The 26,710-nt window shown below is 67.0% G+C and carries 29 protein-coding genes and 1 pseudogene (1 of these 30 cut by a window edge); 5 read left to right on the top strand and 25 right to left on the bottom strand.

Annotation, left to right across the window (positions count from 1 at the left end; translation table 11 throughout):
- On the bottom strand, nt 1-1,089 hold the 5' portion of the coding sequence (lpdA, locus tag A9179_RS08500) for a dihydrolipoyl dehydrogenase (protein WP_187805390.1). It extends 312 nt beyond the left edge of the window; the window shows 1,089 of its 1,401 coding nt (coding positions 1-1,089); the start codon lies at nt 1,087-1,089; its stop codon lies beyond the left edge, outside the window.
- Between the two features lie 245 nt (nt 1,090-1,334).
- Here lpdA and A9179_RS08495 point away from each other — a divergent pair, with 245 nt between their 5' ends.
- Nucleotides 1,335-2,471, top strand: a complete 1,137-nt coding sequence (locus tag A9179_RS08495) for a thiolase family protein (RefSeq protein ID WP_223123183.1) — start codon at nt 1,335-1,337, stop codon at nt 2,469-2,471.
- A 117-nt stretch (nt 2,472-2,588) separates the two neighbouring features.
- On the top strand, nt 2,589-3,155 hold the full coding sequence (locus tag A9179_RS08490) for a TetR/AcrR family transcriptional regulator (RefSeq protein ID WP_187805389.1): 567 nt from the start codon (nt 2,589-2,591) through the stop codon (nt 3,153-3,155).
- 53 nt (nt 3,156-3,208) lie between these two features.
- Here A9179_RS08490 and A9179_RS08485 read toward each other — a convergent pair whose 3' ends face one another.
- Nucleotides 3,209-4,003 (bottom strand): SDR family NAD(P)-dependent oxidoreductase, encoded by a 795-nt coding sequence (locus tag A9179_RS08485; RefSeq protein WP_187805388.1) that lies wholly within the window; start codon nt 4,001-4,003, stop codon nt 3,209-3,211.
- Nucleotides 4,004-4,176: 173 nt separating this feature from the next.
- Here A9179_RS08485 and A9179_RS08480 point away from each other — a divergent pair, with 173 nt between their 5' ends.
- Nucleotides 4,177-4,446, top strand: a complete 270-nt coding sequence (locus A9179_RS08480; protein ID WP_187805387.1) for a hypothetical protein — start codon at nt 4,177-4,179, stop codon at nt 4,444-4,446.
- Here the strand turns inward: A9179_RS08480 and A9179_RS08475 are convergent.
- The 12 genes from A9179_RS08475 to A9179_RS08420 all read right to left on the bottom strand — a co-directional run bounded on the left by A9179_RS08475 (nt 4,443) and on the right by A9179_RS08420 (nt 14,562).
- Nucleotides 4,443-4,841, bottom strand: coding sequence for a DUF488 domain-containing protein (locus tag A9179_RS08475; RefSeq protein ID WP_187805386.1), 399 nt, complete (start codon nt 4,839-4,841; stop codon nt 4,443-4,445). The genes A9179_RS08480 and A9179_RS08475 overlap by 4 nt on opposite strands.
- 17 nt (nt 4,842-4,858) lie before the next feature.
- On the bottom strand, nt 4,859-5,167 hold the full coding sequence (locus A9179_RS08470) for a DUF5629 family protein (protein ID WP_187805385.1): 309 nt from the start codon (nt 5,165-5,167) through the stop codon (nt 4,859-4,861).
- A gap of 43 nt (nt 5,168-5,210) precedes the next feature.
- Nucleotides 5,211-6,581 carry an ATP-binding protein gene (locus A9179_RS08465; RefSeq protein ID WP_187808535.1) on the bottom strand — a complete coding sequence of 457 codons (1,371 nt, stop codon included), beginning with the start codon at nt 6,579-6,581 and terminating at the stop codon, nt 5,211-5,213.
- A complete protein-coding gene (locus tag A9179_RS08460; protein WP_187805384.1) occupies nt 6,581-7,240 on the bottom strand; it encodes a response regulator in 660 nt (219 codons plus the stop codon). The genes A9179_RS08465 and A9179_RS08460 overlap by 1 nt, the downstream gene beginning before the upstream one ends.
- 9 nt (nt 7,241-7,249) lie before the next feature.
- Nucleotides 7,250-7,894, bottom strand: a complete 645-nt coding sequence (locus A9179_RS08455) for a tetratricopeptide repeat protein (protein ID WP_187805383.1) — start codon at nt 7,892-7,894, stop codon at nt 7,250-7,252.
- Complete coding sequence (locus tag A9179_RS08450) at nt 7,891-8,700, bottom strand: SDR family oxidoreductase (protein WP_187805382.1); 810 nt, start codon at nt 8,698-8,700, stop codon at nt 7,891-7,893. Before A9179_RS08450 ends, A9179_RS08455 begins: the two co-directional genes overlap by 4 nt.
- Nucleotides 8,687-9,379, bottom strand: a complete 693-nt coding sequence (locus A9179_RS08445) for a TenA family transcriptional regulator (RefSeq protein WP_187805381.1) — start codon at nt 9,377-9,379, stop codon at nt 8,687-8,689. The genes A9179_RS08450 and A9179_RS08445 overlap by 14 nt, the downstream gene beginning before the upstream one ends.
- A gap of 10 nt (nt 9,380-9,389) precedes the next feature.
- A complete protein-coding gene (locus tag A9179_RS08440; RefSeq protein ID WP_187805380.1) occupies nt 9,390-10,859 on the bottom strand; it encodes an AMP-binding protein in 1,470 nt (489 codons plus the stop codon).
- Nucleotides 10,849-11,526, bottom strand: a complete 678-nt coding sequence (locus A9179_RS08435) for a thermostable hemolysin (protein ID WP_187805379.1) — start codon at nt 11,524-11,526, stop codon at nt 10,849-10,851. Before A9179_RS08435 ends, A9179_RS08440 begins: the two co-directional genes overlap by 11 nt.
- A gap of 73 nt (nt 11,527-11,599) precedes the next feature.
- Entirely contained in the window at nt 11,600-12,739 is a 1,140-nt protein-coding gene (locus A9179_RS08430) for a glycerate kinase (RefSeq protein WP_187805378.1), read from the bottom strand.
- Nucleotides 12,736-13,395 carry a YceH family protein gene (locus A9179_RS08425; RefSeq protein ID WP_187805377.1) on the bottom strand — a complete coding sequence of 220 codons (660 nt, stop codon included), beginning with the start codon at nt 13,393-13,395 and terminating at the stop codon, nt 12,736-12,738. Before A9179_RS08425 ends, A9179_RS08430 begins: the two co-directional genes overlap by 4 nt.
- Nucleotides 13,396-13,464: 69 nt before the next feature.
- The gene (locus A9179_RS08420; RefSeq protein ID WP_187805376.1) at nt 13,465-14,562 is read right to left on the bottom strand and encodes a diguanylate cyclase; all 1,098 of its coding nucleotides are present in this window, start codon (nt 14,560-14,562) and stop codon (nt 13,465-13,467) included.
- Nucleotides 14,563-14,782: 220 nt separating this feature from the next.
- On the opposite strand from A9179_RS08420, the gene A9179_RS08415 reads away from it, so the two are divergent.
- Nucleotides 14,783-15,451 carry a COG3650 family protein gene (locus A9179_RS08415; RefSeq protein ID WP_187805375.1) on the top strand — a complete coding sequence of 223 codons (669 nt, stop codon included), beginning with the start codon at nt 14,783-14,785 and terminating at the stop codon, nt 15,449-15,451.
- A gap of 62 nt (nt 15,452-15,513) precedes the next feature.
- Nucleotides 15,514-16,551, top strand: a complete 1,038-nt coding sequence (gene gap / locus A9179_RS08410) for a type I glyceraldehyde-3-phosphate dehydrogenase (RefSeq protein ID WP_187805374.1) — start codon at nt 15,514-15,516, stop codon at nt 16,549-16,551.
- Nucleotides 16,552-16,582: 31 nt separating this feature from the next.
- Here the strand turns inward: gap and A9179_RS08405 are convergent, their stop codons facing one another.
- The 11 genes and pseudogenes from A9179_RS08405 to A9179_RS08355 all read right to left on the bottom strand — a co-directional run.
- On the bottom strand, nt 16,583-17,674 hold the full coding sequence (locus tag A9179_RS08405) for a PLP-dependent cysteine synthase family protein (RefSeq protein ID WP_187805373.1): 1,092 nt from the start codon (nt 17,672-17,674) through the stop codon (nt 16,583-16,585).
- Nucleotides 17,675-17,684: 10 nt separating this feature from the next.
- On the bottom strand, nt 17,685-18,590 hold the full coding sequence (locus A9179_RS08400; RefSeq protein WP_187805372.1) for a DMT family transporter: 906 nt from the start codon (nt 18,588-18,590) through the stop codon (nt 17,685-17,687).
- Between the two features lie 82 nt (nt 18,591-18,672).
- Nucleotides 18,673-19,005: a Na+/H+ antiporter subunit G gene (locus A9179_RS08395; protein WP_187805371.1), complete on the bottom strand. Its 333-nt coding sequence runs from the start codon at nt 19,003-19,005 to the stop codon at nt 18,673-18,675.
- On the bottom strand, nt 19,002-19,271 hold the full coding sequence (locus tag A9179_RS08390; RefSeq protein ID WP_187805370.1) for a K+/H+ antiporter subunit F: 270 nt from the start codon (nt 19,269-19,271) through the stop codon (nt 19,002-19,004). The genes A9179_RS08395 and A9179_RS08390 overlap by 4 nt, the downstream gene beginning before the upstream one ends.
- On the bottom strand, nt 19,256-19,753 hold the full coding sequence (locus A9179_RS08385; RefSeq protein WP_187805369.1) for a Na+/H+ antiporter subunit E: 498 nt from the start codon (nt 19,751-19,753) through the stop codon (nt 19,256-19,258). Before A9179_RS08385 ends, A9179_RS08390 begins: the two co-directional genes overlap by 16 nt.
- Nucleotides 19,750-21,237, bottom strand: coding sequence for a monovalent cation/H+ antiporter subunit D (locus A9179_RS08380; protein WP_187805368.1), 1,488 nt, complete (start codon nt 21,235-21,237; stop codon nt 19,750-19,752). Before A9179_RS08380 ends, A9179_RS08385 begins: the two co-directional genes overlap by 4 nt.
- Complete coding sequence (locus A9179_RS08375) at nt 21,234-21,569, bottom strand: Na+/H+ antiporter subunit C (RefSeq protein ID WP_187805367.1); 336 nt, start codon at nt 21,567-21,569, stop codon at nt 21,234-21,236. Before A9179_RS08375 ends, A9179_RS08380 begins: the two co-directional genes overlap by 4 nt.
- Nucleotides 21,569-24,370, bottom strand: coding sequence for a monovalent cation/H+ antiporter subunit A (locus tag A9179_RS08370; RefSeq protein WP_187805366.1), 2,802 nt, complete (start codon nt 24,368-24,370; stop codon nt 21,569-21,571). Before A9179_RS08370 ends, A9179_RS08375 begins: the two co-directional genes overlap by 1 nt.
- Nucleotides 24,371-24,771: 401 nt before the next feature.
- Nucleotides 24,772-25,233 carry an outer membrane lipoprotein gene (locus A9179_RS08365; RefSeq protein WP_187805365.1) on the bottom strand — a complete coding sequence of 154 codons (462 nt, stop codon included), beginning with the start codon at nt 25,231-25,233 and terminating at the stop codon, nt 24,772-24,774.
- A gap of 94 nt (nt 25,234-25,327) precedes the next feature.
- Nucleotides 25,328-25,975 carry a pyridoxamine 5'-phosphate oxidase gene (gene pdxH / locus A9179_RS08360; RefSeq protein WP_187805364.1) on the bottom strand — a complete coding sequence of 216 codons (648 nt, stop codon included), beginning with the start codon at nt 25,973-25,975 and terminating at the stop codon, nt 25,328-25,330.
- A gap of 60 nt (nt 25,976-26,035) precedes the next feature.
- A pseudogene (locus tag A9179_RS08355) lies at nt 26,036-26,710 on the bottom strand (OmpA family protein); the annotation flags it as partial.

Here is a 26,710-nt window from a genome sequence, read left to right as displayed (position 1 = left end):
GGTCTTGCCGACGCTGGCCACCTCCGGACTGGTATAGATGACGCCGGGGATCACCCCATAGTTGACCTCGGCCGCATGACCAGCGATTCGCTCGATGCAGGCAATCGCTTCATCTTCAGCCTTGTGCGCCAGCATCAGTCCTGAAGTAACGTCGCCGATCACCCAAATTCCCGGCACAGCCGTCGCGTGCCGCTGATTGTCCAGCTGGCCACGCCGGTCAGTCGACAGACCGACCGACTCCAGCCCCAGCCCCGTCGTATAGGGCCGTCGTCCGATCGCCACCAACACATGATCGGCCTGCAGTGTCTGCAACTCGCCGCCAGCCGCCGGTTCCAGCGTCAGGCTCACTCCCTGGGCCGTGACCTCCGCCGCCTTGACCTTAGTGCCCAGGCGGAACGTCATGCCCTGCTTGCTCAGAGCACGCTGCAGGGTCTTGCCGGTTTCCCCGTCCAGTCCCGGGCAGATCCGATCCAGGTATTCGATAACCGTCACCTCGCTGCCCAGCCGGCGCCAGACCGAGCCCAGCTCCAGGCCGATCACCCCGGCGCCGACCACCACCAGATGCTTGGGCACCTGCGGCAGGGACAGAGCCCCCGTGGAGTCGAGAATGCGCTGATTATCGAAGGGTACCCCCGGCAACGGCGTCGGCTCCGAGCCCGTGGCGATCACGATGTCCTTGGCCTGCAACTGCAACTGGCTGCCGTCTGCCTGGCTAACGAGCACCTTGCCGACACCATCCAGGCGGCCCCAGCCCTTGATCCAGTCCACCTTGTTCTTGCGAAAGAGGAACTCGATGCCTTTGGTCAGTGCGGCAACGCTCTGCTCCTTCTGCTTCATCATCTGCGCCAGATTGAGGGTCGGCTTGACCTCGATTCCCAAGGTGGCGAACTCCGCTCCGCATGCCGCCTCATACAACTCAGAAGCATGCAGCAGGGCTTTCGATGGCATGCAGCCGACATTCAGGCAGGTACCGCCCAGCGTCTCGCGCCCCTCGACACAGGCCACCTTGAGCCCCAGCTGACCGGCGCGGATGGCCGCGTTGTAGCCACCTGGCCCGCCACCGATCACCACCACGTCGTAAACGCTCATGAAAAACTCCTCAGCAAAGCAACCCTGCTGGCCACAGTGACCGGCAGCCTTATATAGAAGAAAGCAGGCCAGACGCGCCCCCGCACTGAACCATAGGCCAGGCGCCCTAGCCCTGCGCCAGAATCATTAAATTACGATCAACATCTATACGAATCAATTAAATTACGCTAATAATATATTTGCCAGACCGCTTGCCGAATCGATACCGGCAAGCCCCATACCACCGGACTCGCAGGATCATTGCCATGACCTCCATCGTTATCGCCGGCTATGCCCGTTCGCCGTTCCACTTCGCCAAGAAAGGCGGCCTGATCAATCTGCGTCCCGACGACCTGGCCGCCCAAGTATTGAAAGGCCTGGTCAACAAGCTCGATCTCGATCCCAGCCAGCTGGAGGACGTGATCATGGGCTGCGCCTACCCCGAGGCCGAACAGGGCATGAATATCGCCCGCATCGCCAGCTTCCGCGCCGGCTTCCCCGAGACCCTGGGCGGCGCTACGGTCAACCGCTTCTGCGGCTCGTCCATGACCTCGGTGCACTTCGCCGCCGGACAGATCATGCTCGGCGCCGGCGAGGCCTTCCTCTGCGCCGGCGTCGAATCCATGACCCGCGTGCCCATGGGCGGCTTCAACATCTCGCCCAACCCGACGCTGATGCAGAACTTCCCACAGGTGTACATGGCCATGGGACACACTGCCGAGGAAGTGGCCAAGCGCTTTGCTATCAGCCGCGAAGAACAGGAAGCCATGGCCGTCGAATCCCATGCCAAGGCCGCGCGCGCCCGTGAGCTCGGCTACTTCAAGGACGAGATCCTCGCCGTGGAGACTCCGGACGGCGTGGTCGTCGAAGACGGCTGCATCCGCCCCGGCACCAACCTCGAAGCCCTGGCCGGCCTCAAGCCGGCTTTCGGCGGCAGCGTCACTGCCGCGACTTCCTCGCCGCTGACCGACGGCAGCGCCGCCGTACTGGTGTGCACCGAGGAGTTTGCCCGCAGCCGTGGCCTGGGGATCCTCGCCCGCATCAAGGCCGTCGCCGTTGGCGGTTGCGCGCCGGAGATCATGGGCATGGGCCCGGTGGTCGCGACCCGCAAAGTGCTGGAGCGTGCCGGCCTGAGCATCGCCGACATCGACCTGGTGGAAATCAACGAAGCCTTCGCCAGCCAGTCCATCGCCTGCGTGCGCGAATTGGGCCTGGACATGGCCCGGGTCAACCTGGATGGCGGCGCCCTCGCCCTCGGCCATCCGCTGGGCGCCACCGGCGCGCGCATTACCGGCAAAGCCGCCGCGCTGCTCAAACGCACTGGCGGCCGCTACGCCGTCGCCACCCAGTGCATTGCCGGCGGCCAGGGCGTGGCCACCCTGCTCGAAGCCGTCAGCAACTGACGCCTCCGCGGCAACGCAGCCAAACACTGCGTTGCCGCGCATCACCCGGACTGCCGTCCGCGCCCGGCACAGGTTAAGATGACACTCAGCATCTGAATCCTGCGAGATCGCCGCACCATGCGCTACGCCGAAGACCACAAAGCCAAGACCCGCCAACGCATCATCGAAGAAGCAGCACGCCTGTTCCGCCAGGACGGTGTCGGCGCAACCGGGCTGCAACCGCTGATGAAGGCCCTGGGCCTGACCCACGGCGGCTTCTATGCGCACTTCAAATCCAAGGACGAGCTGGTGGAAATCGCCCTGCAGCACGCCACCGAGCAGCTCAAGGGTAGCGCTGAAGAGAGCCTGAGCAGTGCCACGCCAGTTGCCACCTTTATTAGTCGCTACCTGTCGCCTGCCCACCGCGCCAACCCCGGCGCCGGCTGCCCGCTGACCACCATGTGCGCCGAACTGGGCCAGCGCGGCCAGCCCAGCGAGCTGACCGACCAGGTTATTCGCGAACGCCTGAGCATGCTGGAAAGCCACCTGCCCGGCGACACGGCCGCCGAGCAGAGCGTACTGGTGCTCTCGGCCATGGTTGGCGCCCTGCTGTTATCGCGCAGCGTGAAGGATCCCGAGTTGGCCGATCGCCTGCTGCAGGGCACCCGCCATCTGTTGATCGAGCAGACCAAAGCCGCTCAGTAAGCCCACAGCAAAACGCCCCGCCACAAGCGACGGGGCGTTCGTTATCCATCGACCTACTTGTAACGTGCCGCGGCGCTATTGCGCGAAAGATTCGGCCCCAGCTTGGCGCGAGCGCTGACCAGGGCCTGCCAGTCGGCGGCATCGGGCAGCGACGGGATGGTCACCAGCTCGCCCTGGTCGAAACCAGCCAGCGCCGCATCAACCATCTCGCCTACTTCCATGATCATCTCGGCCGGCAAGGCCGCCTCGTCGATGCCGCTGCGCTCCCAGATCTCGGTACGGGTTACGCCTGGCAGCACCGCCTGCACCTGCACGCCCTGCTTGCCGATCTCGCCATGCAGGGTCTGGCTCAGGCTCAGCACATAGGCCTTGGAGGCGCTGTAGACGGCATTGAACATCTCCGGCGCCAGGGCCACCACCGAAGCGATGTTGATGATGGCGCCACGCCCGGCTGCCGTGAAGGCTGTTGCAGCCGCTGCGGCCAGATGGGTGACCGCGGCGATATTGAGCTGCAGCAAGGCATCAACCCGCTCGCCATCGGCCTCGGCCAGGGTACCGTTCATGGCCACGCCGGCATTGTTCACCAGCAGGCGGATGGCGCCGTCGCTGCGCAGGCGCTGTGCCACCGTTTGAATATCGGCCTTGCGGGTCAGGTCGGCCTTGAGCACCTCGACCCCGACCCCGTACTCGCCGGCCAGCCACTCGGCCATGGCCTGCAGGCGCGCTTCATCGCGGGCCACCAGCAGCAGATCGTAGCCACGTCGGGCCAGGCGTTCGGCGTAAGTGGCGCCAATCCCGGACGAAGCGCCGGTGACCAAGGCCTTGCCGTGCTTGTTGTGCGTATTCATTGCGGATCTCCTCAGGTGGGTGGTCGTCTTAGTGCAGCAAACTCGGTTAAATTACGACCAACATATTAAAGAGAATAACCCTGCCAGACGAATAGAACCTCGCTATCGCCCCACAGCGTTAAAAGCCTTTAGCGGACTATGCTGGGCACTCCACACAGCAGCGGAGGTGCCCCATGGACGACGATCTGCAAGGCTTTTCGTATGACCAGCTGCTGGCCGAAGTGAAGCGCCTGCGCGCTGGCATCCGCGCCCACCGCGACTGCTCGGGCCACGACCTGTGCTGGTATCACCCGGATCTCTGGGCCCTGCTGCCGGAACAGGCCGGGCGCATTGCCACGGTACCGGCCTGGCCGCAGTTCATGCGTGGCTGCATTCGCTACCGCCAGTCCCTGGATGAACAGGCGCCACAGCTGCCGCGCAGCGACGCGGAGTTCTCCGGCTAACCCGGTTCGTCGGCGTAGCACACCGGCGAGCTGGACGGCCCGCGCCGCTCCAGCTCTTCCTCGAGGAATTCAGCCAGCACCCGAGCGTTGTTCTGCTGTTCCTCGCGGGCGGCGAACAGCAGGGTCAGGCGGCCCTTGGCGGCCATTTCCAGCAGGCCCTGCCAGTGTTCGGGATGCGCCGCCAGCTCGCCGCGATAGAGCAGGCGGAATTCATCGAACAGCGCCGGGTCATGGCAGAAGTTCTTGCGCAACTCGGCCGAGGGCGCTACGTCGCGCAGCCAGGCATTGAGGCCCAGGCTGTCTTTGCTGCAGCCACGCGGCCACAGGCGGTCGACCAGCACGCGCACGCCATCGTCGGCGGCCAGCGGCTCATATACGCGCTTGCACTGGATCATCGCGCCACCTCGCAAACTCAATCCTCGGCAGGCGCCTCGTCCGCCTCGTCGTCGTTCTCGGCCACCACTGCACCCAGGCAGACCAGTTGGTGCTCGCCCGTCGCATCGGTAATCGTCCAGCTGCCCTCGCCCGCTCGGGCGGCCGCCACCGCTGCCGCGCTGAAGCTCCAGACCCGACGGGTGCGCCCGTCCATGCACTCGACCCTGAGCAGCACCTGCTCGCCCTCGGCCTGGGGCTGAAGGTCGAACTGCCAGGCATGCAGATCGTCGATCAGCAGCATGTCGGCGTTCTGCAGTTCGGCAAGCAACGAAGGTGTAGCGGTCATGGCAGGCATTCACTCAAACGATGGAGGCTGCATGATAGCCAATTCAGCCCGCCATGCGCGGCAGCTCCAGGCTGGCGCGCAAACCGCCCTCAGCACGGTTGGCCAGTTCGATATGCCCGCCCAGGCGCTCGGCGATCACCTGCACTATGGCCAGGCCGAGGCCGGCGCCCTGGCTGTTGTCGCGGCTGTAGAAGCGCTCGAAGACCCGCGCCTGCTCCTCTGCGGCGATGCCCGGGCCCTGATCCTCGACGCTCAGGCGTATGGCCTGCGGCGTGCTGGCCAGCAGTACCCGCACCTGGCCGCTGGCCGGCGAGAAGTTGACCGCGTTGGTCACCAGGTTCTGCAGGGCGATGCCGATGGCGGCGGAGTCGGCGCTGATCCGGTAGTCACCCTCGCCCACCTCCAGCGACAGCTCCAGGCCCTGCTTGAGCAGCCAGGGGGTCAGCTCGGCCAGGCTTTCGCGCACCACCACCTGCAGATCGATGCTCGGCCAGTTACCCTTGGCCAGGGCCGGTTCGACTCTGGCCATGGTCAACAGCTGGTTGACCACCCGGGTAGCGCGGTCGATGCCGCCGATCAGGAAATCCAGCGATTCGCGGCGCTGCGCCTCGTCCTTGGCCTGGATGGCGTTCTGCACATGGATACGCAGCACCGCCAGCGGCGTGCGCATTTCGTGGGCGGCATCGGCGATGAAGCGCCGCTCGCGCTCCAGCACCTGGTCGATCTGGAACAGCAGGCGGTTGAGCGCCGCCTGCATCGGCGCCAGCTCGCTGGGCAATGGCACCAGCTGCAGCGGCTCGAGGGAATCGGCATGCCTGCCCTGGATCACCGCAGCCATGTTGCGCAGCGGCTGCAGGCCCCAGCCGATAGCCCACCAGACCAGCGCGGCGAGCAGCGGAATGCCGATCAGACTGGGCCACAGGCTGTGACGGACAATGCGTCCGACCAGATCCTGGCGCACGTCGTCGCGCTCACCGACCCAGATCAACACGGCCTGGCGCTCGTCCTGCAGCAGAAAACCGCGCCACTGGTGCTCGCCCAGGTCGATATTGGCGTAGCCGGGGCGCTTCGGAGGGGCGGCCAGGTGCGGCGCGCTGACGGTGCTGACCAGCAGCTCGCCGGTGTTGCTCCACACCTGGAAGGCCAGCTTGCTTTCGTAAGGATGCCCCGGCTTGCGCTGCCCGGCGCGCTCCAGGGCACTGTTGAAGGCCTCGTAGAGATGGGCCCGCTCCACGCCCTGCAGCGGCATCTGCATCACCCCCTGCAGCAGACGCGCGGTCTGCGCCAGCTGGGCATCGTAGATCTCGGTGATCTCGTGGGAGGTGTCGATGTAGTTGAACAGCGCAATCACTGCCGTACCTAGCATCAGCAGGCCGAGCACCAGGGCCAGGATGCGCCGGCGGATGGAGATCATCATTGCTCTTCCACCAAATAGCCGACCCCGCGTACGGTGCGGATCAGGTTGCTGAACAGCTTCTTGCGCAGGTGGTGGATATGCACCTCCAAGGTATTGCTCTCAGCCTCCTCGTCCCAGCCATAGAGCGACTGGGCCAGGCGCTCGCGGGTCAGCACCTTGCCCGGCTGTGACAGCAGCTCGTGCAGCAGCAGGTACTCCTTGGGCGTCATCGGCACGGCCTTGCCCTGGTAGGTGACCTGCTGGTTGGCCGGATCCAGGCACACCCCGGCATGCTCGATGCGCGACTGCGCCCGCCCGGCGCTGCGCCGCAGCAAGGCACGCAGGCGCGCCTTGAGCTCGTCGAGGTCGAAGGGTTTGATCAGGTAATCGTCGGCCCCGGCATCCAGGCCGGCGATGCGATCCTCGGTGGCATCGCGGGCGGTAAGGATCAGCACCGGCAGGGCCGAACCGCTCTGGCGCAGCTGCTGCAGCACCTGGATGCCGCCCAGCCTGGGCAGGCCGAGGTCGAGCACCAGCAGGTCGAAGCTCTCGCTGAGCAACGCATGCAGGGCACTGGCGCCATCTTCCAGCCAGTCCACCGTATAGCCTTCCTGGCGCAGGCCCAGACGCACCCCTTCGCCCAGCGCCCTGTCATCCTCGACCAGCAGCAAACGCATGCATTGCCCTCAGTTCAGTTTGGCTTCGACCACTTTCAGCAGCGCGTCGATTTCCTGCTGGCGGCCCTGATCGGCCAGTTCACGCCCCGGACGCGGCGCCGCCTGCTTGGCCTTGAGCAGCGCATCGCGGGCTTCGGCGTACTTGTCCTGGCGATACAGATGGTCGCCCCAGAAGTAAAGACTGTCGATGCCCTGCGGGTTGATCTGCAGCGCTTGCCGGAGCAGTTTCTCCGCTTGTTCCTCGTCACCGAAGCCTATTGGCCAGCCCGGCACGCGGTCATACAGGGTACCCAGACTGGTATAGGCCGAACCTTGCAGAGCCTGGGGATCGAGCTGGATGGATTTTTCCAGGAAGCGCCGGGCGTCCTTGGCCTTGCCCAGCGCGCCCAGGCCGCCTTCGGCACCGGCCCAACTGCTGGTGACTATGCCATGCCAGATCCAGGCTTCGGCAGCCTGCGGTTGCTCACGGGTGAAAGCCTCGCTCTTGGCCGCCAGTTGTTCGAAGGCCTTGGCCTTGTCGTCCTGTGGAACTTGGTACTGGATCTGTGCCCAGCGCTGCTGCACTTCCAGCAGGCGCTGGCTGCCGGCTTCATCCAGGGCCCAGGCGGGCAGGCTCAGGCCCAGCATCAGGCAAAGGGTAAGCAATTTATTCATGGGCGCGACTCCTTGTTGTTGGCGCTTTCACTGAACTGGCGGATCAGCGGCAGTTGCTTGCGCAGGGCACGGTCGACCAGGCGCGGCAGCATGCCGTTGAGGCGTACGAAGAATTTTTCCGGCCAGCCCAGGTACAGCTCGCTGCGCTTGCCGGCGACGGCGGCGATCACCGCGCTGGCCACACTGGCCGGCGCATCCATGCTCACCTTGAGCGCGTCGTTGAGCGCCACCGCCTGGTCGCTGTTCATGCTGGTGCGGGTCGCCCGCGGCGCCACGTACAACACGCCGACACCGGTGTCGGCCAGTTCGCGACGCAGCGCCTCGGAGAAGCCGCGCAGGGCAAACTTGCTGGCGCAATAGGTGGCATAGCCGGGGTAGCCGATGGAACCGTAGGTGGAGCCGACATTTACCACCAGCGCATGCCGCTGCTGGCGCAGCAGCGGCAGCAGCGCGCGGGTCAGCTGCAGGGTGGCGATCACGTTGAGTTCAAGCATCGCGGCGATCTGCGCGTCATCCAGCTGCTCGAGCAGGGCGAAGCGATTGACCCCAGCGGCGTTGATCAGCAGGTTGAGCCCGCCCATGGCCCGCGCGGCCTCGACTACTGCCTGGCGCCCGTCGCTGCGGGTCAGATCCGCCGCGACCCGGCGGATCTGCTTGGGGTAGCGCTGGCACAGCTCGTCCAGCCCCTGGCCCTGGCGCGACACCGCCAGCAGCTGCGCACCACCGGCGCATAGCTGCTCGGCCAGGGCCAGGCCGATGCCGCCGCTGGCGCCGGTGAGCAGCGCCCGACACTCAGGCAGTCGCATGCTGCACCCCGCGCGGAACCTGCTCCTCGCCGCTGCGCGGCAGGCCACGGAACATGTCGGCATACAGGCGGTAGACCACCTTGCTGGCATGGATCACCGCGGCCTTGTCCTCGGCGCTGTCGAGCTGGTTCATCAGTTTGCGGTAGCTGTCCATGTGGTCGATATCCAGCGAGCCATGGGAGAACAGGTAGCTGAAGGCTTCCTTGGGCAGACCCAGGCGGCCCTGGATGGTCTGCGCGGCCTGGGTGGCCAGGGCGATGCTAGTGCCTTCCAGCACGTTGACCATGCCGAACAGGCCCACCGGGTTGCCGCGGGCGATGGTGTCGTAGAGGAAGCTGACCATCAGCTCGATTGCCAGCGACGGCTGGCCATCGCGCACTGCTTGATGGTTGCCGCCACAGGCCGCGATGTCGTTGAGGATCCACTGCTCGTGGCCATACTCCTCCTCGATATAGTCGCGCACGGCAGCGCGCAGCCACTCTTTGCCGGCCGGTAGACGCGCACCGCAGGCCATCATCAGCGGTACGGTGTGGCGCACGTGGTAATAGGCCTGGGTCAGGAAAGCCACGTAGCTGTCCAGGCTGACCTGGCCGCTGAGGGCCTCGCGAATCACCGGCACCTCGAACAGGGCCTGGCGCTCGGCAGTGGTGGCAGCTTGCAGTTCATCGAAGAAATTCATGTTCAACTCCTCAAGGGGTAACAGGTTCGGCTAACAGATTCTGGTAGCGGGCCAGGATGGCCTCGCGCCGTGGTCGGCCATTGGCCGTAAGCAAGCCATTGGCCGGGGTAAAGGGTTCATTCAGGCGTATCCAGCTGCTCACCCGGGCGTAATCCGGCAGGCTCTGGTTGGCCGCGCTCACACTGCTGGCCAGCATGGCATCCGGGCAGCTCGGATCCAGCGGCCAGAGCAGCGCAACGTTGCGCGGCAGGCTTTCGCCATGCACGAAGGCCTGGGCGATGACTCCGCGCTGGGTCAGTTCGGCCTCGACCCATTCGGGATTGACGTTGCGCCCGAAGCTGGTGACGAACTGGTGCTTCTTGCGCCCGCGCAGATACAGGTAGCCATCCGCATCGAACTCGCCGATATCGCCGGTGGGCCACCACTGGCCAGTGAAGGCTGGCTCGCCGAGGTAACCGTTGAGAATCGAGCCCTGCACCAGCACCTCGCCATCCTCGGCCAGGCGCACCTGCACATGGGGCAGCGGCCGGCCGACACTGCCGGGGCGGCTGGCATCCGGGCGGTTGAGACAGACCACCGAAGCGCACTCGGACAGGCCATAGCCTTCGAACACCGGCAGGCCGACCCGCGCGGCGCGCTGCAGTAGATCGGGCGAGACCTTGGCGCCGCCAACGGCGATGAAACGGAAGCCGCTGGCCGGCACTGCGCCGCGCTCGATGGCCGTGACCAGACCGAGCAGCAGCTGCGGCACCAGGATCAGGCTCTGTGCCCCACGCGCCATCAGCATGCCGAGCAGGCGCGGCCAGTCCACCCCGCTGGCGCCGCTGATACCCAACTGGCGCTGGCTCGGCAGGCTGACGGTGGCGCCGGCCAGCAAGGCAGCGTAGATGCCGAGGTTCTCCAGCAGTACGGCCAACGGCAGCACGGCCAGGTAGTGCTGCGGCGCCTTGGCCCGGCTGACCAGCTCCAGCTCGCGGGCCACACGCAGCATGGTTTCGCCACTCAGGCACACCCCCTTGGGCGTCCCGGTGGTGCCGGAGGTATAGGTGATCTTGGCCGTACCCGGCAGCAGCGACAGCCCCGCCACGCCCTGCTGTGGCCGCCAGAATTCGCCATCCTGGCGATAGCCGCAGGCTTGCAGTTCGGCGCCCAGTGTCTCTTCAGCCAGCACCAGGCCGGCACCCGACTGTTGCAGGCAGTGGGCACGCTGGGCCGGGCTGAAGAACGGCGGCAGGATCACGCAGGTGACCCCGGCGAACAGCGCAGCCAGATCCCAGAACAGCGCCTGCGGGCCGTTCTCCAGGGCCAGGGCGAACACCGCGACGCCGGCCTCGCGCAGCACCGCTTCGCGCTGCTGCACCTCGTCGAGCAGATGGCCGTAATCCACCCGTGTGCTGTCGCCCCACAGCGCCAGGCGTTGCGGCTGCTGCTGGGCATGGCTCTGCAGGGTCTGTTTCAGGTGGGCGAGTTCAGGCTGCATGGGGCGCCTCCAGGCACAGTTGCGGAAAACCCAGGCGTTCCAGAACCCCCTGCTGGCAGAGGTGGCGGTAGCCCAGCTGGATGTTGCCGGCGAACACCTGCGGGTACTGCTCGTAGTACTGGCCCCAGCTGTGGCGCTCATCGCCCAGGCGCAGCGGATCCGCCTCGCACAGCCGCAGGGGTTCCAGGCCCAGGCGGCGGAAGCTGTTGACCAGGCTGGCGGCACCGGTAAACACCACCCAATCGAGGCCGCGACGGGCCAGCAGACAGGTCATGGCGATGATGATCAGGCGCGCGCTGCCGGCGCTGCTGGAGGCCAGGTTGCCGACCTCGACTATGGCCTGGCGCCGTACCGGATGCCCGGCCATGCGCGAAATGCGCATCTGCACCGGCTCGTCCAGGTACTGTTCGAGGAACAGCCGGCCCTGCTCGGCCAGGCGCGCGCCGGCCACGGCAATCAGGTTGTCGCCGTGATCGTGCAGGCCCACCAGTTCCGGCATGAAGTGCGCCACCTCGGCGCCATGGGCCTCGTTGAAGCGCGCCTGGATGAAGCGTTCCATGGCCAGTCGCAGGCTGCCCTGCTCGGCGGCCAGCGAGAGGCTGGCACGCCGCGCCGGGTCGCTACCGAAATACAGAGGAAAAGTGGTATTCCACTCGGTGTGGCTCATCGGGCTCCCTCCACGGGATCATTCGTGGAGTGGAGTATCCGCAGCCAGTCTTAACGAATCCTGAAGACGACCTTCAGCATGCCCCGGCCAGCTGCCAGAGACGGGCGATGTCGCGGCTGCGCTGCTCCAGCAGCGGCGCCGCGCCGGCCAGCGCCTGTGCCAGTTCGAGCGGCCCCGGCACCAGGCTGAAAGCGGCGTCGATACCTTCGGCATACAGCGCCTGGTAACCCTCACCCAGGCTGCCGGCCAGGGCGATCACCGGCACAGCATGGCGCCGGGCGATGCGCGCCACACCCAGCGGCGTCTTGCCGTGCAGAGTCTGCGCGTCGAGGCGGCCCTCGCCGGTAATCACCAGATCGGCGCCGATGATCGCCTGCTCCAGGCCGTTGAGTTCGGCCACCAGCTCGATGCCGGGGCGGAAGCTGGCCGCGAGGAAAGTCCGTGCGGCAAAACCCAGCCCGCCGGCCGCACCGCTACCGGGAAAATGCCGCTCGTCGCGGCCCAGCTGGAGCGCGCAGCAGTCGGCGAAGTGACTGAGCGCCGCGTCCAGCTGCAGCACCTGCGTGGCGCTGGCGCCTTTCTGCGGGGCAAAGACCTGCGCCGCGCCATGGCTGCCACACAAGGGATTGTCGACATCGCAGGCAACCTGGAACTCGACCCCGCCCAGGCGTGGATCGAGCCCCGCCAGGCGCAGCTCGGCAAACCCGGCCAGGGCCGCGCCACCCTCTTCCAGCGGCTGCCCGGCAGCGTCCAGCAGCTCGCCACCAAGAGCGCGCAGCAGGCCGCTGCCGGCATCGTTGGTGGCGCTGCCGCCAAGGCCGAGGATGATGCGGGCGGCGCCGGCATCCAGTGCCGCCAGAATCAGTTCGCCGGTGCCGCGGGTACTGGCCCGCAGCACATCGCGCTGCCCCGCCGGCAACAGGTGCAGGCCGCTGGCCGCAGCCATCTCGATCACCGCCGTGCGGCTATCGGCCAGCCAACCCCATGCGGCTTCTACCGGCTCGCCCAGCGGGCCACTGACCCGACAGCTGCGCCGCTCACCTGCAGTGGCGGCCAGCACTGCATCCAGGGTGCCTTCGCCGCCATCGGCCATCGGCCGGCAGAGCAGCTCGGCCTGCGGCCACACGGCGCGCCAGCCAGCGGCGATGGCGGCGGCCACGGCCGCAGCCGGGAGGCTTTCCTTGAACGAGTCGGGAGCGATGACGACCTTCACGCCAGCTGTGCTTCCAGGTGCGCCAGGCGCTCTTCCAGGGCCGCGATGCGCGCTTCCAGTTCGGCTACCCGGCCATCGTCGAGCGGCGCCCGGGGCGTGCCGCTGTCGGCCTGACTGCGGGCGGCCAGCAAGGCCTCGAGATCACTCGCCTCGCCGAGCTGGTGCATGTAGCGCTCCTCGCGCTGCCCCGGCTGGCGCGGTAGCAGGCAGGCCAGGCCGCGGCCGGCCAGGCGCTCGAGCTGGTGCTGTACTTCGGCGACATCCTCGAAGTCGTGCAGGCGGCTGCTGCGGGTCAGCAACTCGTTGAGGGTCTGCGGGCCGCGCAGCAGCAACAGGCCGAGCAACGCGACCTGCGGCTTGACCAGCTCCAGGCTCTTGTCGGCGCGCTGCTCCCAGCGGTCGGCGCGGCCGCCCATGACCAGGCGCACCAGGCCACGGCCTTCCAAGCTGCGCAGGCTCTGGCCGACCTGGCCTTCGGTAAGGCTCATCAACGGCTCGCGGCTGGTCTTCTGGTTGCAGGCCAGCAGCAGGGCGTTGAGGGTCAGGGGATAGGTTTCCGGGGTGGTCGCCTGCTTCTCGATCAGGCAACCGAGGATGCGCGCCTCGACGGCATTCAGCGGTTCGACCGCTGTCGGGCTCTCCAGCTCACTGGACATGGGTGCAGCCTTGTTGAAGGAAAAAGGCCACTAGCCTGCCATGCATGCCGCGCCCTGGGAATCACCGCTTCAGTAGTCGCCGGCCATCTGCTCGCCGTCCAGCGCTGGCGTTTGGGCATGCCCCGCGGCCTCGCTGGACAGCACCACGCGATTGCGCCCACCGCTCTTGGCCAGGTACAGCGCCTGGTCGGCATCCTTGAGCCAGTGGGTGGCGTCCAGCTGGAACGGGCTGTAGCCGGCCAGGCCGATGCTCAGGCTGATACGCAGCTGCGGCGCCAGCTCGGTACGGATCTCCGCCAGCTCGACGCGCAGGCGCTCCATCACCTCGCAGGCCAGCACCGGCGGGGTATGCGGCAGGATCACGCAAAACTCGTCGCCACCGTAGCGCCCGGCCAGATCCTCCTCGCGCAGGCTCAGCACCAGGCGCTCGCTGAGCAGGCGCAGGACGCTATCGCCGACCAGGTGGCCATGGCTGTCGTTGATCTCCTTGAAGTGGTCGACGTCGATCAGCGCCACCGTCGAGCGCTGCTCGCCGTGCCGGCACTTGCTGAACTCGCGGTGCAGCAGATCCTTCCAGTAACCGTGGTTGAACAGCCGGGTCAGGCTGTCGGTGCGGCTGACCGCGCGCAACGCCTGCTTGTGCTCGGCCAGGCGGATGGTCAGCTGGTAGCACACCAGGCCCAGCGCCAGCGGATAGAGCACCAGCATCGGCAGGCAGGCATACAGCTGCAACATGCTGGTAGCCGGATTGAAGGAGAAACCGAACAGCAGCATCGCCAGCAGCGCACCGCCGAGTTGCGCCAGGCTGCCGGCAAGGAAGAAGCGCGCGCCGCCGGCGGCGATGTTGTTCATCGCCATCATCGCCAGGATGGTCACCGTGGGCAGCGCATTGAACTGCATGGCGCCGGCCCAGAAGCCACCGAACACCGAGTCCAGCAGCAGGTTGCGGCGCTCGCACTGGTAAGGCTGTTTGGCCAGGCGCGCCACCTGGAAAGCCACATGCGGCCAGAGGAAACCGTTGAACAGCAGCAGCGCCCAGATCCACCCCGGCATGGCCAGCGGCCACAGCCCGGCGGCGACGCAGAAGAAACCGATACCCAGGCCGATGGCACGGGGCAGGTAAATACGCTTGGCGAAAGACAGGCCTGAGCCGGTGTTTCTGTCCATGGTCACACTCAGCGGGACGCTCTGCATGGGCAACTTCTTGAGCTATGCGAGGCGGCGAAAGTAGCACAAGCACGGGGCTTTCGGGCCGCCTGGAGGGCTCTTGAAGCGCGCTAACCTGAGATTGAGTGTGGCTGAAAATTTCTCCCTGGCGAATGCGCCCGTCCCCTTGTGGCCGCCTCGGGCGCTGGGTACCTTGGCCGCTTCCTGTCTGGAGAACCCCATGTCCCCTGCCCGTGTCCTGATTTTCACCCTGCTGCCACTGTTCGCCGGCTGCCAGATGTTCGCCGCCCACGACGACGCGCCGCAGCTGCCCAGCGAACGCCTGCAGGGCGAACTGAGCCAGACTGGCGGCCAGCTGCACCTGCAGCCCTGCGGCGAGCAGCGCCAGTTGCTGCTGCGCAACGACGGCGCCAGCGACCTCGTGCGCGAAGCCGGCGAACTGTGGCGCGAAGGTGCCGGCCCGTTGTTCGTCGACCTGCGCGGCCAGCCCAGCACCAGCGCAGCGGGCGCCGACGGCGAGCTGCAGGTGAGCGAGGTCTACCGCATCCAGCATGAGGGCCCCGGCTGCGCCGATCCCGACTTCAAGCGCCTGGTGCTGAGCGCCAGCGGCCACGAGCCGGAGTGGAACCTCAAGCTGACCGGCCGCGGCCTGGTGCTGCTGCGCCCCGGCCAGGAACCACTGGCCCTGCCCTACCTGGAAGAACAGCTGCCAGACGGCCGCTTCAACTACAGCAGCGAGGCCAACGGCCAGCGTCTGGAGCTGTGGATCGCTCCGCAGCGTTGCCGCGACAGCATGAGCGGCAGCGTGCAGCACCTGAGCGCCGAACTGCGCCTGGACGGCCAGGTGCAGCGCGGCTGCGCGGCCTTCGGCGGCGCTCGCAACCACTGATTCGGGGCAGGCCGGCTGGCGGGCGCCTATGCTGAGGGCAGACCCGCCAGTCGGAGACTGCCATGCTGCGCATTGCCCTGAATGGATACGGGCGCATCGGTCGCGCCCTGCTCCGTGCCCTGTTCGAACGCGGGCTGGAGAACCACCTGCATGTCGAAGCGATCAACGAGATCGGCGACTTCAAGACCCTCGCCCACCTGACCCGCTTCGACTCCACCTTCGGCCGCTTCAACGGCCAGGTCGCCCTGCATGAAGACATGCTGCTGGTGCACGGCCAGTCGATTCGCCTGCTCGGCGAACGCGAACTGACCCAGCTGCCGTGGAAGAGTCTGGGCGTCGATGCAGTGGTGGACTGCACCGGCAAACTGAAGAAACGCGTGCTGGCCGACCAGCACCTGATCGCCGGCGCGCCCCGCGTGCTGCTCTCGCACCCGCTGGACAGTGCTGATCTGACTGTGGTCTACGGCGTCAACCATCACCTGCTGGGCAATCAGCAGGTGGTTTCCAATGCCTCCTGCACCACCAACTGCCTGGCGCCGCTGGCCCAGGTGCTGCACACCGCGGTGGGCATTCGCCAGGGCCTGATGACCACCGTGCACGCCTATACCAACGACCAGAACCTGCTGGACAAGACCCACAACGACCTCTACCGCGCCCGCGCCGCCGCCCAGTCGATGATCCCCACCGCCACCGGCGCGGCCAAGACCATCGGCCTGGTGATTCCGGAACTGGCCGGGCGCCTGGACGGCATGGCAGTGCGGGTGCCCACCGCCAACGTGTCGCTGCTCGACCTCAGTTTCATCAGCGAACACCCGACCAGTCGCGAGGCGATCAACGACATCCTGCAGAAATCCGCCCGCCAGTTCCCCCTCGGCGTGATGGAGTGCAACGAGCTGCCGCTGGTGTCCTGCGACTTCAACGGCTACCCGGTGTCCTGCGTGGTCGACCTCAACCACACCCGCGTGCAGGGCGGCGAGCTGGTCAAGGTGCTGGCCTGGTACGACAACGAGTGGGCCTTCGCCAACCGCATGCTGGATGTGCTGTTGACCTGGCTCAAGCCGCTGGAAGCGAACCGCACCGTGCCGCAGAAGCCCGGCTAGCCTGGCCCCAGGCGGCTCCGCGGCGACTCGGCTACAGGCCGCTGCAGGGCAAGTCGGGCAGCTCGCTACCCCGCTCGGCGCAGGCCGCCAGCGCAGCGATCAGCGGCGCCAGGTCGAAACCCTGGGCTGTCAGCCAGGCGTCATCGTAATAACTGGTGGCATAGCGCTCGCCGGCGTCGCAGAGAATCGCCACCACCGAGCCACGTTCGCCCCGCTGCACCATCTGCCGCGCCACCAGCAGCGCGCCGACCAGGTTGGTGCCGCTGCTGGCGCCAACCCGCCGGTTCAGGCGCCGCGCCAGGTAGTGCATGGCCGCCAGGGACAAGGCGTCGGGCACCTGGCAGGCGGCGTCCAGCACCTGCGGCATGAACGACGGCTCGACCCGCGGCCGGCCGATACCCTCGATGCGCGAGCCGCAGTCCAGGGTCAGGCTGCGGTCGCCGCTGACGTAGCTGGGGTAGAACACCGAGCGCTCGGCATCGGCGCAGAGCACGCGGGTGGCGTACTGGCGGTAGCGTACATAGCGCCCCAGGGTGGCCAGGGTGCCGCCAGTACCGGGGCTGGACACCAGCCAGGCCGGCTCGGGGAAATGCTCGTGGCGCATCTGCTGGAAGATCGACTCGGCGATGTTGTTGTTCGCCCGCCAGTCGGTGGCTCGTTCGGCGTAGGTGAACTGATCCATGAAGTGGCCGCCGCTCTCCTGGGCCAGGCGCACGGATTCGGCGTGGATGCGCGTGGGGTCGTCGACCAGGTGGGTCTGGCCGCCGTAGAAGGCGATCTGCGCCAGCTTCTCGCGGGCCGTGGAGGCCGGCACCACGGCGATGAAGGGCAGCCCCAGCAGGCGCGCGAAATAGGCTTCGGAGATGGCGGTAGAGCCGCTGGAGGCCTCGATCACCGGCTTGCCTTCACGCAACCAGCCATTGCACAGGGCATAGAGGAACAGCGAGCGGGCCAGGCGATGCTTGAGGCTGCCGGTGGGGTGGCTGGACTCGTCCTTGAAGTACAGCTCGACACCGGGCAGCCCGGGCAGCGCCAGTGGAATCAGGTGGGTATCGGCACTGCGCTGGAAGTCCGCCTCGATGATGCGTACCGCCTCGCGAGTCCACTGGCGTAGATCGTTCATGCCCCTGCCCTCAATCCAGAATGCCGGCCGGCGCCGGCGCACTGCTGCGCCACTGGCTCAGCGCCACGCCGATGAACACCAGCCCGGCGGCCAGGTACTGCGCCGTATTCAGGCTCTCGCCCAGCAGCAACGCGGCAAACACCAGGGTGAATACCGGCAGCAGGTTGGTGAAACCGGACGCCTGGCTGGCCGGCAGGCGACTGACGCCGAAGTTGTACAGGCCGTAGGCGCCGACCGTGACCACCACGCCGAGGTAGATCACCGAACCGACGCCGAGCAGGCCGAACTGGCTCGGCAGCGGCTCGCTGAACAGCGCCAGCGGCAGGAAGAACAGCGAGCCGATGAACGCCTGCATGGCGGTGAGGACGAAGGGCGAGTAGCGCTCGGAAAGAAACTTCAACAGCAGCGTATAGCTGGTGGCGCAGAGCATGGCGAGGAATTCGTAGAAGTTGCCCAGCAGCGGCGCCGGCGCATGGGCGTCGACCTCGCCAGCCAGGCTCAGCCAGACGGCGCCGACCACCGCTAGCAGAAAGCCGGCCAGGGTGCTCGGCGCCACCCGCTCACGCAGGAAGACAAAGGCGCCCACGGCCACCAGCAGCGGCAGCAGTGCAGTGATCATACCGGCCTGGGTGGCGCTGGTATGCTGCAGCGCCAGGGCCTCGAAGATGAAGTACAGGCACGGCTCGCAAGCCGCCAGGGCCAGCAGGTAGCGCCAGTCACCGGGGCGATAGTCGAGGCGCCCACGCCAGCGCCAGGCCAACAGGAACACCAGGCTGCCCAGGGCCATGCGGCCGAAGATCACCCACATCGGTGGCAACTCGGCAAAGGCGAACTTGAGGGCAATGAAGGAACTGCCCCACAGGGCCATGGCCAGCACCAAGCAAGCCATCGCGAACATCCGTCCCTGCCGGGCCATCACCACCTCCACCACAAAACCTCAGTGTAGGTGGCGGGCGCCGCTGCCAACAGGCACAGCGGTGCGGAGAAACTGTGTCGCCCTACTGCTCCCAGGGTTTGCCGCGAGTCCGCGGCTCCAGCGGTAGCTGCTGCAGCACCGCGGCTTTGGCCAGCATGTAGGCGCTGACCGGGGCACTGATGAACAGGAACAGGCTGATCAGCAGTTCGTGGGAGCTCAGGGTCTGCTCGCCAGCACTGAAGAACAGCAACGAGGCCAGCACCATGCCGCCGATGCCCAGGGTGGTGGCCTTGGTCGGCCCGTGCAGGCGGGTGAAGAAGTCCGGCAGGCGGTACAGGCCGATGGCACCGATCAGCACGAAGCCACTGCCGAGCAGAAGCAGCGCGCAGACGAGGATTTCCAGCCACAGGCTCATTCGATGATGTCTCCGCGCAGCATGTACTTGGCCACCGCCACCGTGCTGACGAAACCCAGCACGGCAATCAGCAGAGCGATCTCGAAGAACAGCTCGGTGCCCTTCCAGATGCCGTAGAGAATGATCAGGGCGATGGCATTGATGTACAGGGTGTCCAGCGCCAGCACCCGATCCGGCAGGCTGGGGCCTTTGATCAGGCGCGCCGTGGCCAGCAGCAGGGCCAAGGCGAGCATCGCCAGGCACAGAGGGATCACGTAGCCGAGCATGGGAATATCTCCTTCAGCGGCGCCTCGTAACGCTGTTTGATCTCGTCGATCATCGCCTGCGCGTCCGGCACGTCGAGGCCGTGCACCAGCAGGTTGCGGCGATCCAGGCTGAGGTCGGCGGCCAGCGAGCCGGGGGTCAGCGACACCACGCTGACCAGCACGCTGATGGCCAGTTCGTTGTCCAGGTCGATCGGCACCTCGACGAAGGCAGGACGCAGCTGGCTGACGCGCCCCAGGGTCAGGCGCGCCACCTGGAAGTTGGCGACCAGGATGTCGCCCATCACCATCAGCAGGAAGCGCAGCAGCTTGAGCGGTTTCCAGTGCGGCGGGTGCTCCACCAGCAGGCGGTTGCACAGCAGCGGGATCAGCACGGCCAGCACGCTGCCGAGCAGCCACTGGCCGAAGGCGAAGGTATCCACCAGCAGCATCCAGGCCAGCAGCAGCAACAGGCTCTGCGCCGGGTGTGGCAACAGGTGTTTCATGGGCGGCCCTCCCCGATCAGCGCACGGTACGGCGCCAGGTCATGCAGCTGCGCGGCCGCGGCGCGGCAGTAGTCCAGCAGCGGCGCGGCCAGCAGTACCAGCAGCAGGCTGCAGGCGAGCAGCAGCAGGCAGGCGGCCAGGCGCCCGCGATCCAGCTCGGCGCTGTCCAGGCTGCTGGTGCCGACGCGCCAGAACAGTGTGCTGCCGGCGCGACTGAAGGCCACCAGGGCAGCGAAACCGCCGAGCAGCAACAGGCTCCACAGCGCCGGCGAAGGCGCCGCCTGGAGCAACAGCAGCTTGCCGAGGAAACCGGACAGCGGCGGCAGGCCGACCACCGCCACCGCGCCGCCGAAGAACAGCGCACCGAGCAGCGCCGGATGCTGCAGCGCCGGCCCCTGCACCAGGGTCGCACCCTTGACGCCGCGCTGGCGGGCGATCAGGTCGGCCAGCAGGAACAGCCCGCCGGCCACCCAGGTGCTGTGCAACAGGTAGTACAGCGCCGCGGCATGAGCCTCGGGAGTACCAATGGCCACCGCCGCCAGCAGGGTGCCGGCGGACACCAGCACCAGATAGGCCAGCAGCCCCTGCAGGTTGCGCGCGGCCAGGGCCCCCAGGGCACCCAGCGCCACCGTGGCCAGCGCCAGCGGCCACAGCCAGACCTGGGCGAGGTTCGCCAGCTCGCCGCCGCCCTCACCGAACACCAGAGTGCAAACGCGCAGGATGGCGTAGATGCCGACCTTGGTCATGATCGCGAACAGCGCCGCCACCGGTGCACTGGCTGCCGTATAGGCCCGCGGCAGCCAGAAGCACAGCGGCAGCAGCGCCGCCTTGAGGGCAAATACCAGTAACAGCAGCAGGCCGCCGGCGGCCAGCAGCGGCACCTGGTCGCCACTGGCGGCAGCCACCCGCAGGGACAGGTCGGCCATGTTCAGGGTGCCGCCAACCCCGTAGATCAGCCCCAGGGCGATAAGGAACAGCGCCGAGCCGACCAGGTTGAGGATCACGTAGTGCAGCCCCGCCCTCACCCGCTCGGCGCTGCGGCCATAGAGCAGCAGCGCGTAGGAGGCGATCAGCAGGATCTCGAAGAACACGAACAGGTTGAACAGGTCGCCGGTGAGGAAGGCGCCGTTGATGCCCAGCAACTGGAACTGCAGCAGGGCATGGAAACGCGGGCCACGGCGATCATCGCCGCGCAGGGCATAGAGCACCACGGCGCCGCCAAGCACGGCGGCGGCCAGCAGCATCAGCGCACTGAGGCGGTCGAGCAGCAGCACGATGCCGAACGGCGGCTGCCAGTCGCCCAGGGCATAGAGGTGCAGCTGGCCATCGCCAGCCTGCAACAGCAGGGCCACGGCCAACGGCAGCAGGGCCAGAGTGGCCAACAGCGACAGCGTGCGCTTAAGCCGCTCGCGGGACGGCAGCACCAGCAGCAGCGCGCCGACCAGCAGCGGAATCAGGATCGGCAGGATGATCAGCTGGCTCAAGGCGCCCGCTCCTGCTGTGCCCGGCCATCGACATGGTCGTTGCCGAGATTGGCCACGCCGCGCAGGGCCAGCACCACGACGAAGGCGGTCATGGCGAAGCCGATGACGATGGCGGTCAGCACCAGCGCCTGGGGCAGCGGGTCGGCCGGGCTGCCGCCCTGCCCCAGCACCGCCACGTCGCCACTCAGACGGCCCATGGCAAAGAGGAACAGGTTGACCGCATAGGACAGCAGGGTCAGGCCCAGCACCACGGCGAAGGTACGCGCACGCAGCAGCAGGTACACGCCGCTGGCGGTGAGCAGGCCGAGGGTCACGGCGAACAGCGCTTCCATCAGTGGATCTCCTGGCTCGCGGGTGGGGACAGGCTGAGTTTGCCCAGGTTGACCAGCATCATCTGGCTGGCGCCGACCACTGTGAGATAGACGCCTAGGTCGAACAGCATGGCGCTGGCCAGCTCGAACTCACCCACCAGCGGCAGCTCGAAGTGGCCGAAGGCGGACGTCAGGAAGGGCCGGCCGAACAGCCAGCTGCCCAGCCCGGTGACCGCGGCGATCAGCACGCCGGCGCCAGCCATGCGCTGGTAGTTCAGCGCCAGGCGCTGCTCGACCCAGGCCACGCCGCTGGCGATGTACTGCAGGGTCAGGGCCACGGCGGTGATCAGCCCGGCGATAAAGCCGCCACCCGGCAGGTTGTGGCCGCGCAGGAAGATGAACACCGAGATCAGCAGCGCCAGCGGCAGCAACAGGCGCGACAGGGTCATCAGGATCAGCGGGTTCTTCGCCCAGGCCCAGCGCCGGCCCTGGGGATCGCAGGTCGGATGGGTCAGGCGCAGGCCGTCGAGCATGGCGAAGATGCCGACGGCGGCGATGGCCAGCACACAGATCTCACCCAGGGTATCGAAGCCGCGGAAGTCCACCAGGATCACGTTGACCGCGTTGGTGCCACCGCCACCGCTGATGCTGTTGGCCAGGAAGAACTCGGCGATGCCGGTGTCGTACGGGCGGGTCAGCACCGCATAGGCCAATACCGCCACCATCAGGCCGCAGCCGCCGGCCAGCAGCAGATCGCGCAGGCGGCGCGGCAGCGAGCTCTCGCGCGGCGTGCGCGACGGCAGGTAGAAGAGCGCCAGCATCAGCAGGATGATGGTCACCACCTCCACGACCAGCTGGGTCTGCGCCAGATCCGGCGCGGAGAAGCGGGCGAAGGCCAGCGCCACCAGCATGCCGCCGACGCCGAGCACCAGCAGCGCCACCAGGCGCTGGCGATGCAGCACCGCGGTGAGCACCCCGCTCAGGGCCAGCACCAGCATGCCCAGGGCGGTAAAGGGGTCGAGCGGGCTCAGGCCGCGCGCACCGGTCAGTTGCGGCAGCGGTGCCAGGGCCACGCCGACCAGCACCAGGGCACTGCCCAGCAACAGCGCCAGGTAGCGCTGCAGCGAGCCGTTCTCCAGACGCGCGGTCAGCCAGGCAGCAGCGGCCACCAGGCGCTGCACCTGCTGCTCGAATACCAGCTTGGCGTCCACTTCCGGCAAGCTTTCGTAAGCACGGAACAGCGGCTTGCGCCCGACATAGACGAGGATGCCGCCGACCAGGGCGATGCAGCTCATCGCCAGCGGCAGGTTGAAGCCGTGCCAGATCGCCAGGTCATACGCCGGCAGCGCGCCGCCCAGGCTGGCCTGCGCCGCCACCGCCAGCAACGGCGCCACCGTGTAGCCCGGCAGCATGCCCACCAGCAGGCAGAGGAATACCAGGATCTCCACCGGGATCTTCATGTAGCGCGGCGGCTCGTGGGGTGGGAACTTGGGCAGGTTGACCGGCTCGCCGTTGAAGAACACGTCGTGGATGAAGCGCAGCGAATAGGCCACCGAGAACACTGCAGCCAGGGTCGCCGCCAGCGGGATCGCCCAGTTGAACAGACTGCCCTGCAGGGCGTGCTGCAGGGTTTCGCCGAAGAACATTTCCTTGCTCAGGAAGCCGTTGAGCAGCGGCACCCCGGCCATCGCCGAGGACGCCACCATGGCCAGCACGGCAGTGTGCGGCAGGTACTTCCACATGCCGTTGATGCGGCGCATGTCGCGGCTGCCGGTCTCGTGATCGATGATGCCGGCGGCCATGAACAGCGAGGCCTTGAAGGTGGCGTGGTTGATGATGTGGAACACCGCGGCGACGTTGGACAGCTGCGAGTCCATGCCCAGCAGCAGCACGATCAGGCCCAGGTGACTGATCGTCGAGTAAGCCAGCAGGCCCTTGAGGTCATGCTGGAACAGCGCCAGCACCGCGCCCAGCACCAGGGTCGCCAGGCCCGTGAGGCCGACCAGGTAGAACCACAGGTCGGAGCCGGCCAGTGCCGGATACAGGCGCGCCAGCAGGAACACCCCGGCCTTGACCATGGTCGCCGAGTGCAGGTAGGCCGACACCGGGGTCGGCGCCGCCATTGCGTGGGGCAACCAGAAATGGAAGGGAAACTGCGCCGACTTGGTGAAGGCCCCCAGCAGTACCAGCACCAGTGCCAGCGGGTACAAGGCGTGGGCGCGGATCTGCTCGCCGGCGGCCAGCACCATGCTGAGCTCGAAGCTGCCGACGATATGGCCGATTAGCAGAATGCCGGCCAGCAGCGCCAGGCCGCCGCCACCGGTCACCGCCAGGGCCATGCGCGCGCCCTTGCGCGCATCGCTGCGCTTGCCCCAGAAGCCGATCAGGAGGAACGACGACAGGCTGGTCAGTTCCCAGAAGGTCAGCATCAGCAGCAGGTTTTCCGACAGCACCACGCCGAGCATGGCGCCCATGAACAGCAGCAGATAGGCGAAGAAGCGGCCGACCGGCTCGCGCTCGGACAGGTAGTAGCGCGCGTAGAGGATCACCAGCAGGCCGATGCCGAGGATCAGCAGGGCGAATAGAAACGCCAGACCGTCGAGGCGCAGCGACAGGTTGAAACCGAGTTGGCTGAGCCAGGGCTGCGACACCAGCAGCAGCTCGCCGGCGAAGACCCGCGGCGCCAGCCACAGCAGGATGCCCAGGCCGAGCAGCGGCGCCACGGCAGTGGCCAGGCTGCAGGCCAGGCGACCGTGGCGCTCGAACAGGATGGGAAGCAAGGCGCCGAGAAACGGCAGTCCGACTATGAGCAACAGCTCCATGCATTTCCCCTGTCCGGGCCCGATCCAGCGGGCGGATCGGGCAAATCTACTCTGTTCCTCGCGCGGCTGGGCCTCTGTGAGCGAAGGGCGTGGCGCGATTATCCATAACTATCAGAACTAAGTCATAGATAAATTATTACATTATGCACAGAGCTTTCGGCTCCGAACCGAGGATAGATCAGATGGTGCACGGGCAGCGCCAAGCGCTGCTCAGCCTTGCAACGCAGCCTCCCAGTTGCGCAGCGGCTCAGGCATGGCCTCGAAGGCGAACGCCAGAAGGGTGGCCGTCGCCAGGCTCGCAATAGCCGAATCCGCCGCGGATGGCGGCGATAAATACTTGTGATTGCAGAGGTACAGACAAAAAGGCCCGGCAATTGCCGGGCCTTTGGGCTGAGGCGGGATCAGTGAGCGACGCGGCTGGTACCGTCGACGGTCATGATGCGCACGCGCTCGCCGACGCGGAAGATCTCGTTTTCCTGCACTTGCTGAACATAGGCGCGCAGAGTGCCGTCGTCTTCACGCACGGTGATTTCCACGCCCTGGGTGCGGGTCAGGCCCTCTTCGGTCATGGAGCCGAGCAGACCGCCAGCCACGGCGCCGATCACCGCCGCCACCACCGAGCCCTTGCCACCGCCGATGGTGCTGCCGCCCACGCCACCCACCACGGCACCGGCACCGGCGCCGATCGGGGTCTTGGTGCCTTCGATCTTCACCGGACGCAGCGATTCGATGGTGCCCAGGCGCACGGTCTGCACCTTGCGGGCCTCGTCGCGGCTGTAGGAGTCGCCGGACAGGTTGGAAACGCAGCCCCCAAGCAGCAGCGACGCCGCGGTCAGCGAAGCAACGAGAACGTTCTTGAACATTGAGTATTACTCCAGACGGAAGTTGAAACATTAGACCGTGCCGCTGAACAGCTGTCACACGGTCAGTGAAAATCTGTGACGGTTTAATTGCCCGTCAGGGCGCCAGGCGCTCGCGCAGCCACTGCTCGCCCTGTCGCAGGTAGTTGAGGCGATCATGCAGGCGGCTCGGCCGGCCCTGCCAGAACTCGATGCGCTCCGGCAGCAGGCGATAGCCGCCCCAGTGCGGCGGGCAATGCGGGGCCTGATCGAGAAAGCGTCGCTCGGTGTCGGCCAGCAGGCCTTCCAGTTCGGCGCGGTTGGCGATCACCCGGCTCTGCGGCGAAGCCCAGGCGCCCAGGCGGCTACCCAGCGGACGCACCTGGAAGTAGGCATCCGACTCCTCGGCCGAAACCTTCTCCACCCGCCCCTCGATGCGCACCTGGCGCTCCAGGGTCGGCCAGAAGAAGGTCATGGCGGCGAACGGCCGCGCGCTCAGCTGCTCGGCCTTGGCGCTCTGGTAGTTGCTGAAGAAGGTGAAACCCTGCTCGTCCAGGCCCTTGAGCAACAGCACCCGGCAATGCGGGCGGCCATCGCCATCCACCGTGGCCAGGGTCATGGCATTGGGCTCCACCGGCAGTTGCTCGGTCTTTACCGCCTCGGCGAACCACTGGCGGAACAGGGCGAAGGGCTCGGCCGGTGCCTGCTCTTCGCTAAGGCCGTCGCGGCTGTAGTCACGCCGCATATCAGCGATGGTCTGGGACATGCTGCTCTCCTGTGAACTGACAGCCCCAGCTTACTTGGCCTTGGCCGCAGTGCTTTGATCCGCAACAACCTGAGCAACCGGAACCGCTGGCGGCGCACTGTACTTGGCCAGCAGGGCCACCAGGGTGTCCTGCGGCGTCAGTACCAGCTCGACCCGGCGATTGAGGGCACGACCCTCGGCACTGTCGTTGGCGGCGCGCGGCATATCCGAGCCGACGCCCTTGAGCAGCAGACGATCACGCTGCAGGCCGCTGAGACGGAAGATCGAGGCCACGGCCTTGGCGCGATCCTCACTGAGCTTGCGGTTGCTATCGACCTGGCCAGTGCTGTCGGCATGCCCCAGCACCAGCACGGCCGTGCGCGGATCCTTCTCCAGCAGCTTGGCGACCTTGCTGAATGGGCCGAGCGCGACAGGCAGCAGCATGCTCGGGCGATCGGGGTTGAACGAGGCGTCCACCGGTGCAGTCACCACCAGCACGTTCTCGCGACGCTCCAGCTGCATGCGGCTGCCCTGCAGGGCCTCACGCAGGCGCGGCTCGTACTCGTCGAGCCAGGCATAGGTGGCCTGTTTGTCGATCTTCGGCGGCGCCGCCTTGGCACTGACTTCCTTGTCTTCGCTGGCGAACGGCCACCAGCCTGCAGAGTCCTCCTTGGACTCGGTGGATTTTCCGGCAGAGCCGGCGCAGGCAGTGAGGCTGCAGCAAAGCAGCAGGGCAAGGCAGTTAGCTCGCATCAT

Origin of the sequence: Pseudomonas alcaligenes (genome assembly GCF_014490745.1) — a bacterium.
Taxonomy (GTDB): Bacteria; Pseudomonadota; Gammaproteobacteria; order Pseudomonadales; family Pseudomonadaceae; genus Aquipseudomonas; species Aquipseudomonas alcaligenes_C.
The sequence above is the reverse complement of the archived record's forward strand: the minus strand, read 5'-3'. Positions and strand labels throughout refer to the sequence as shown.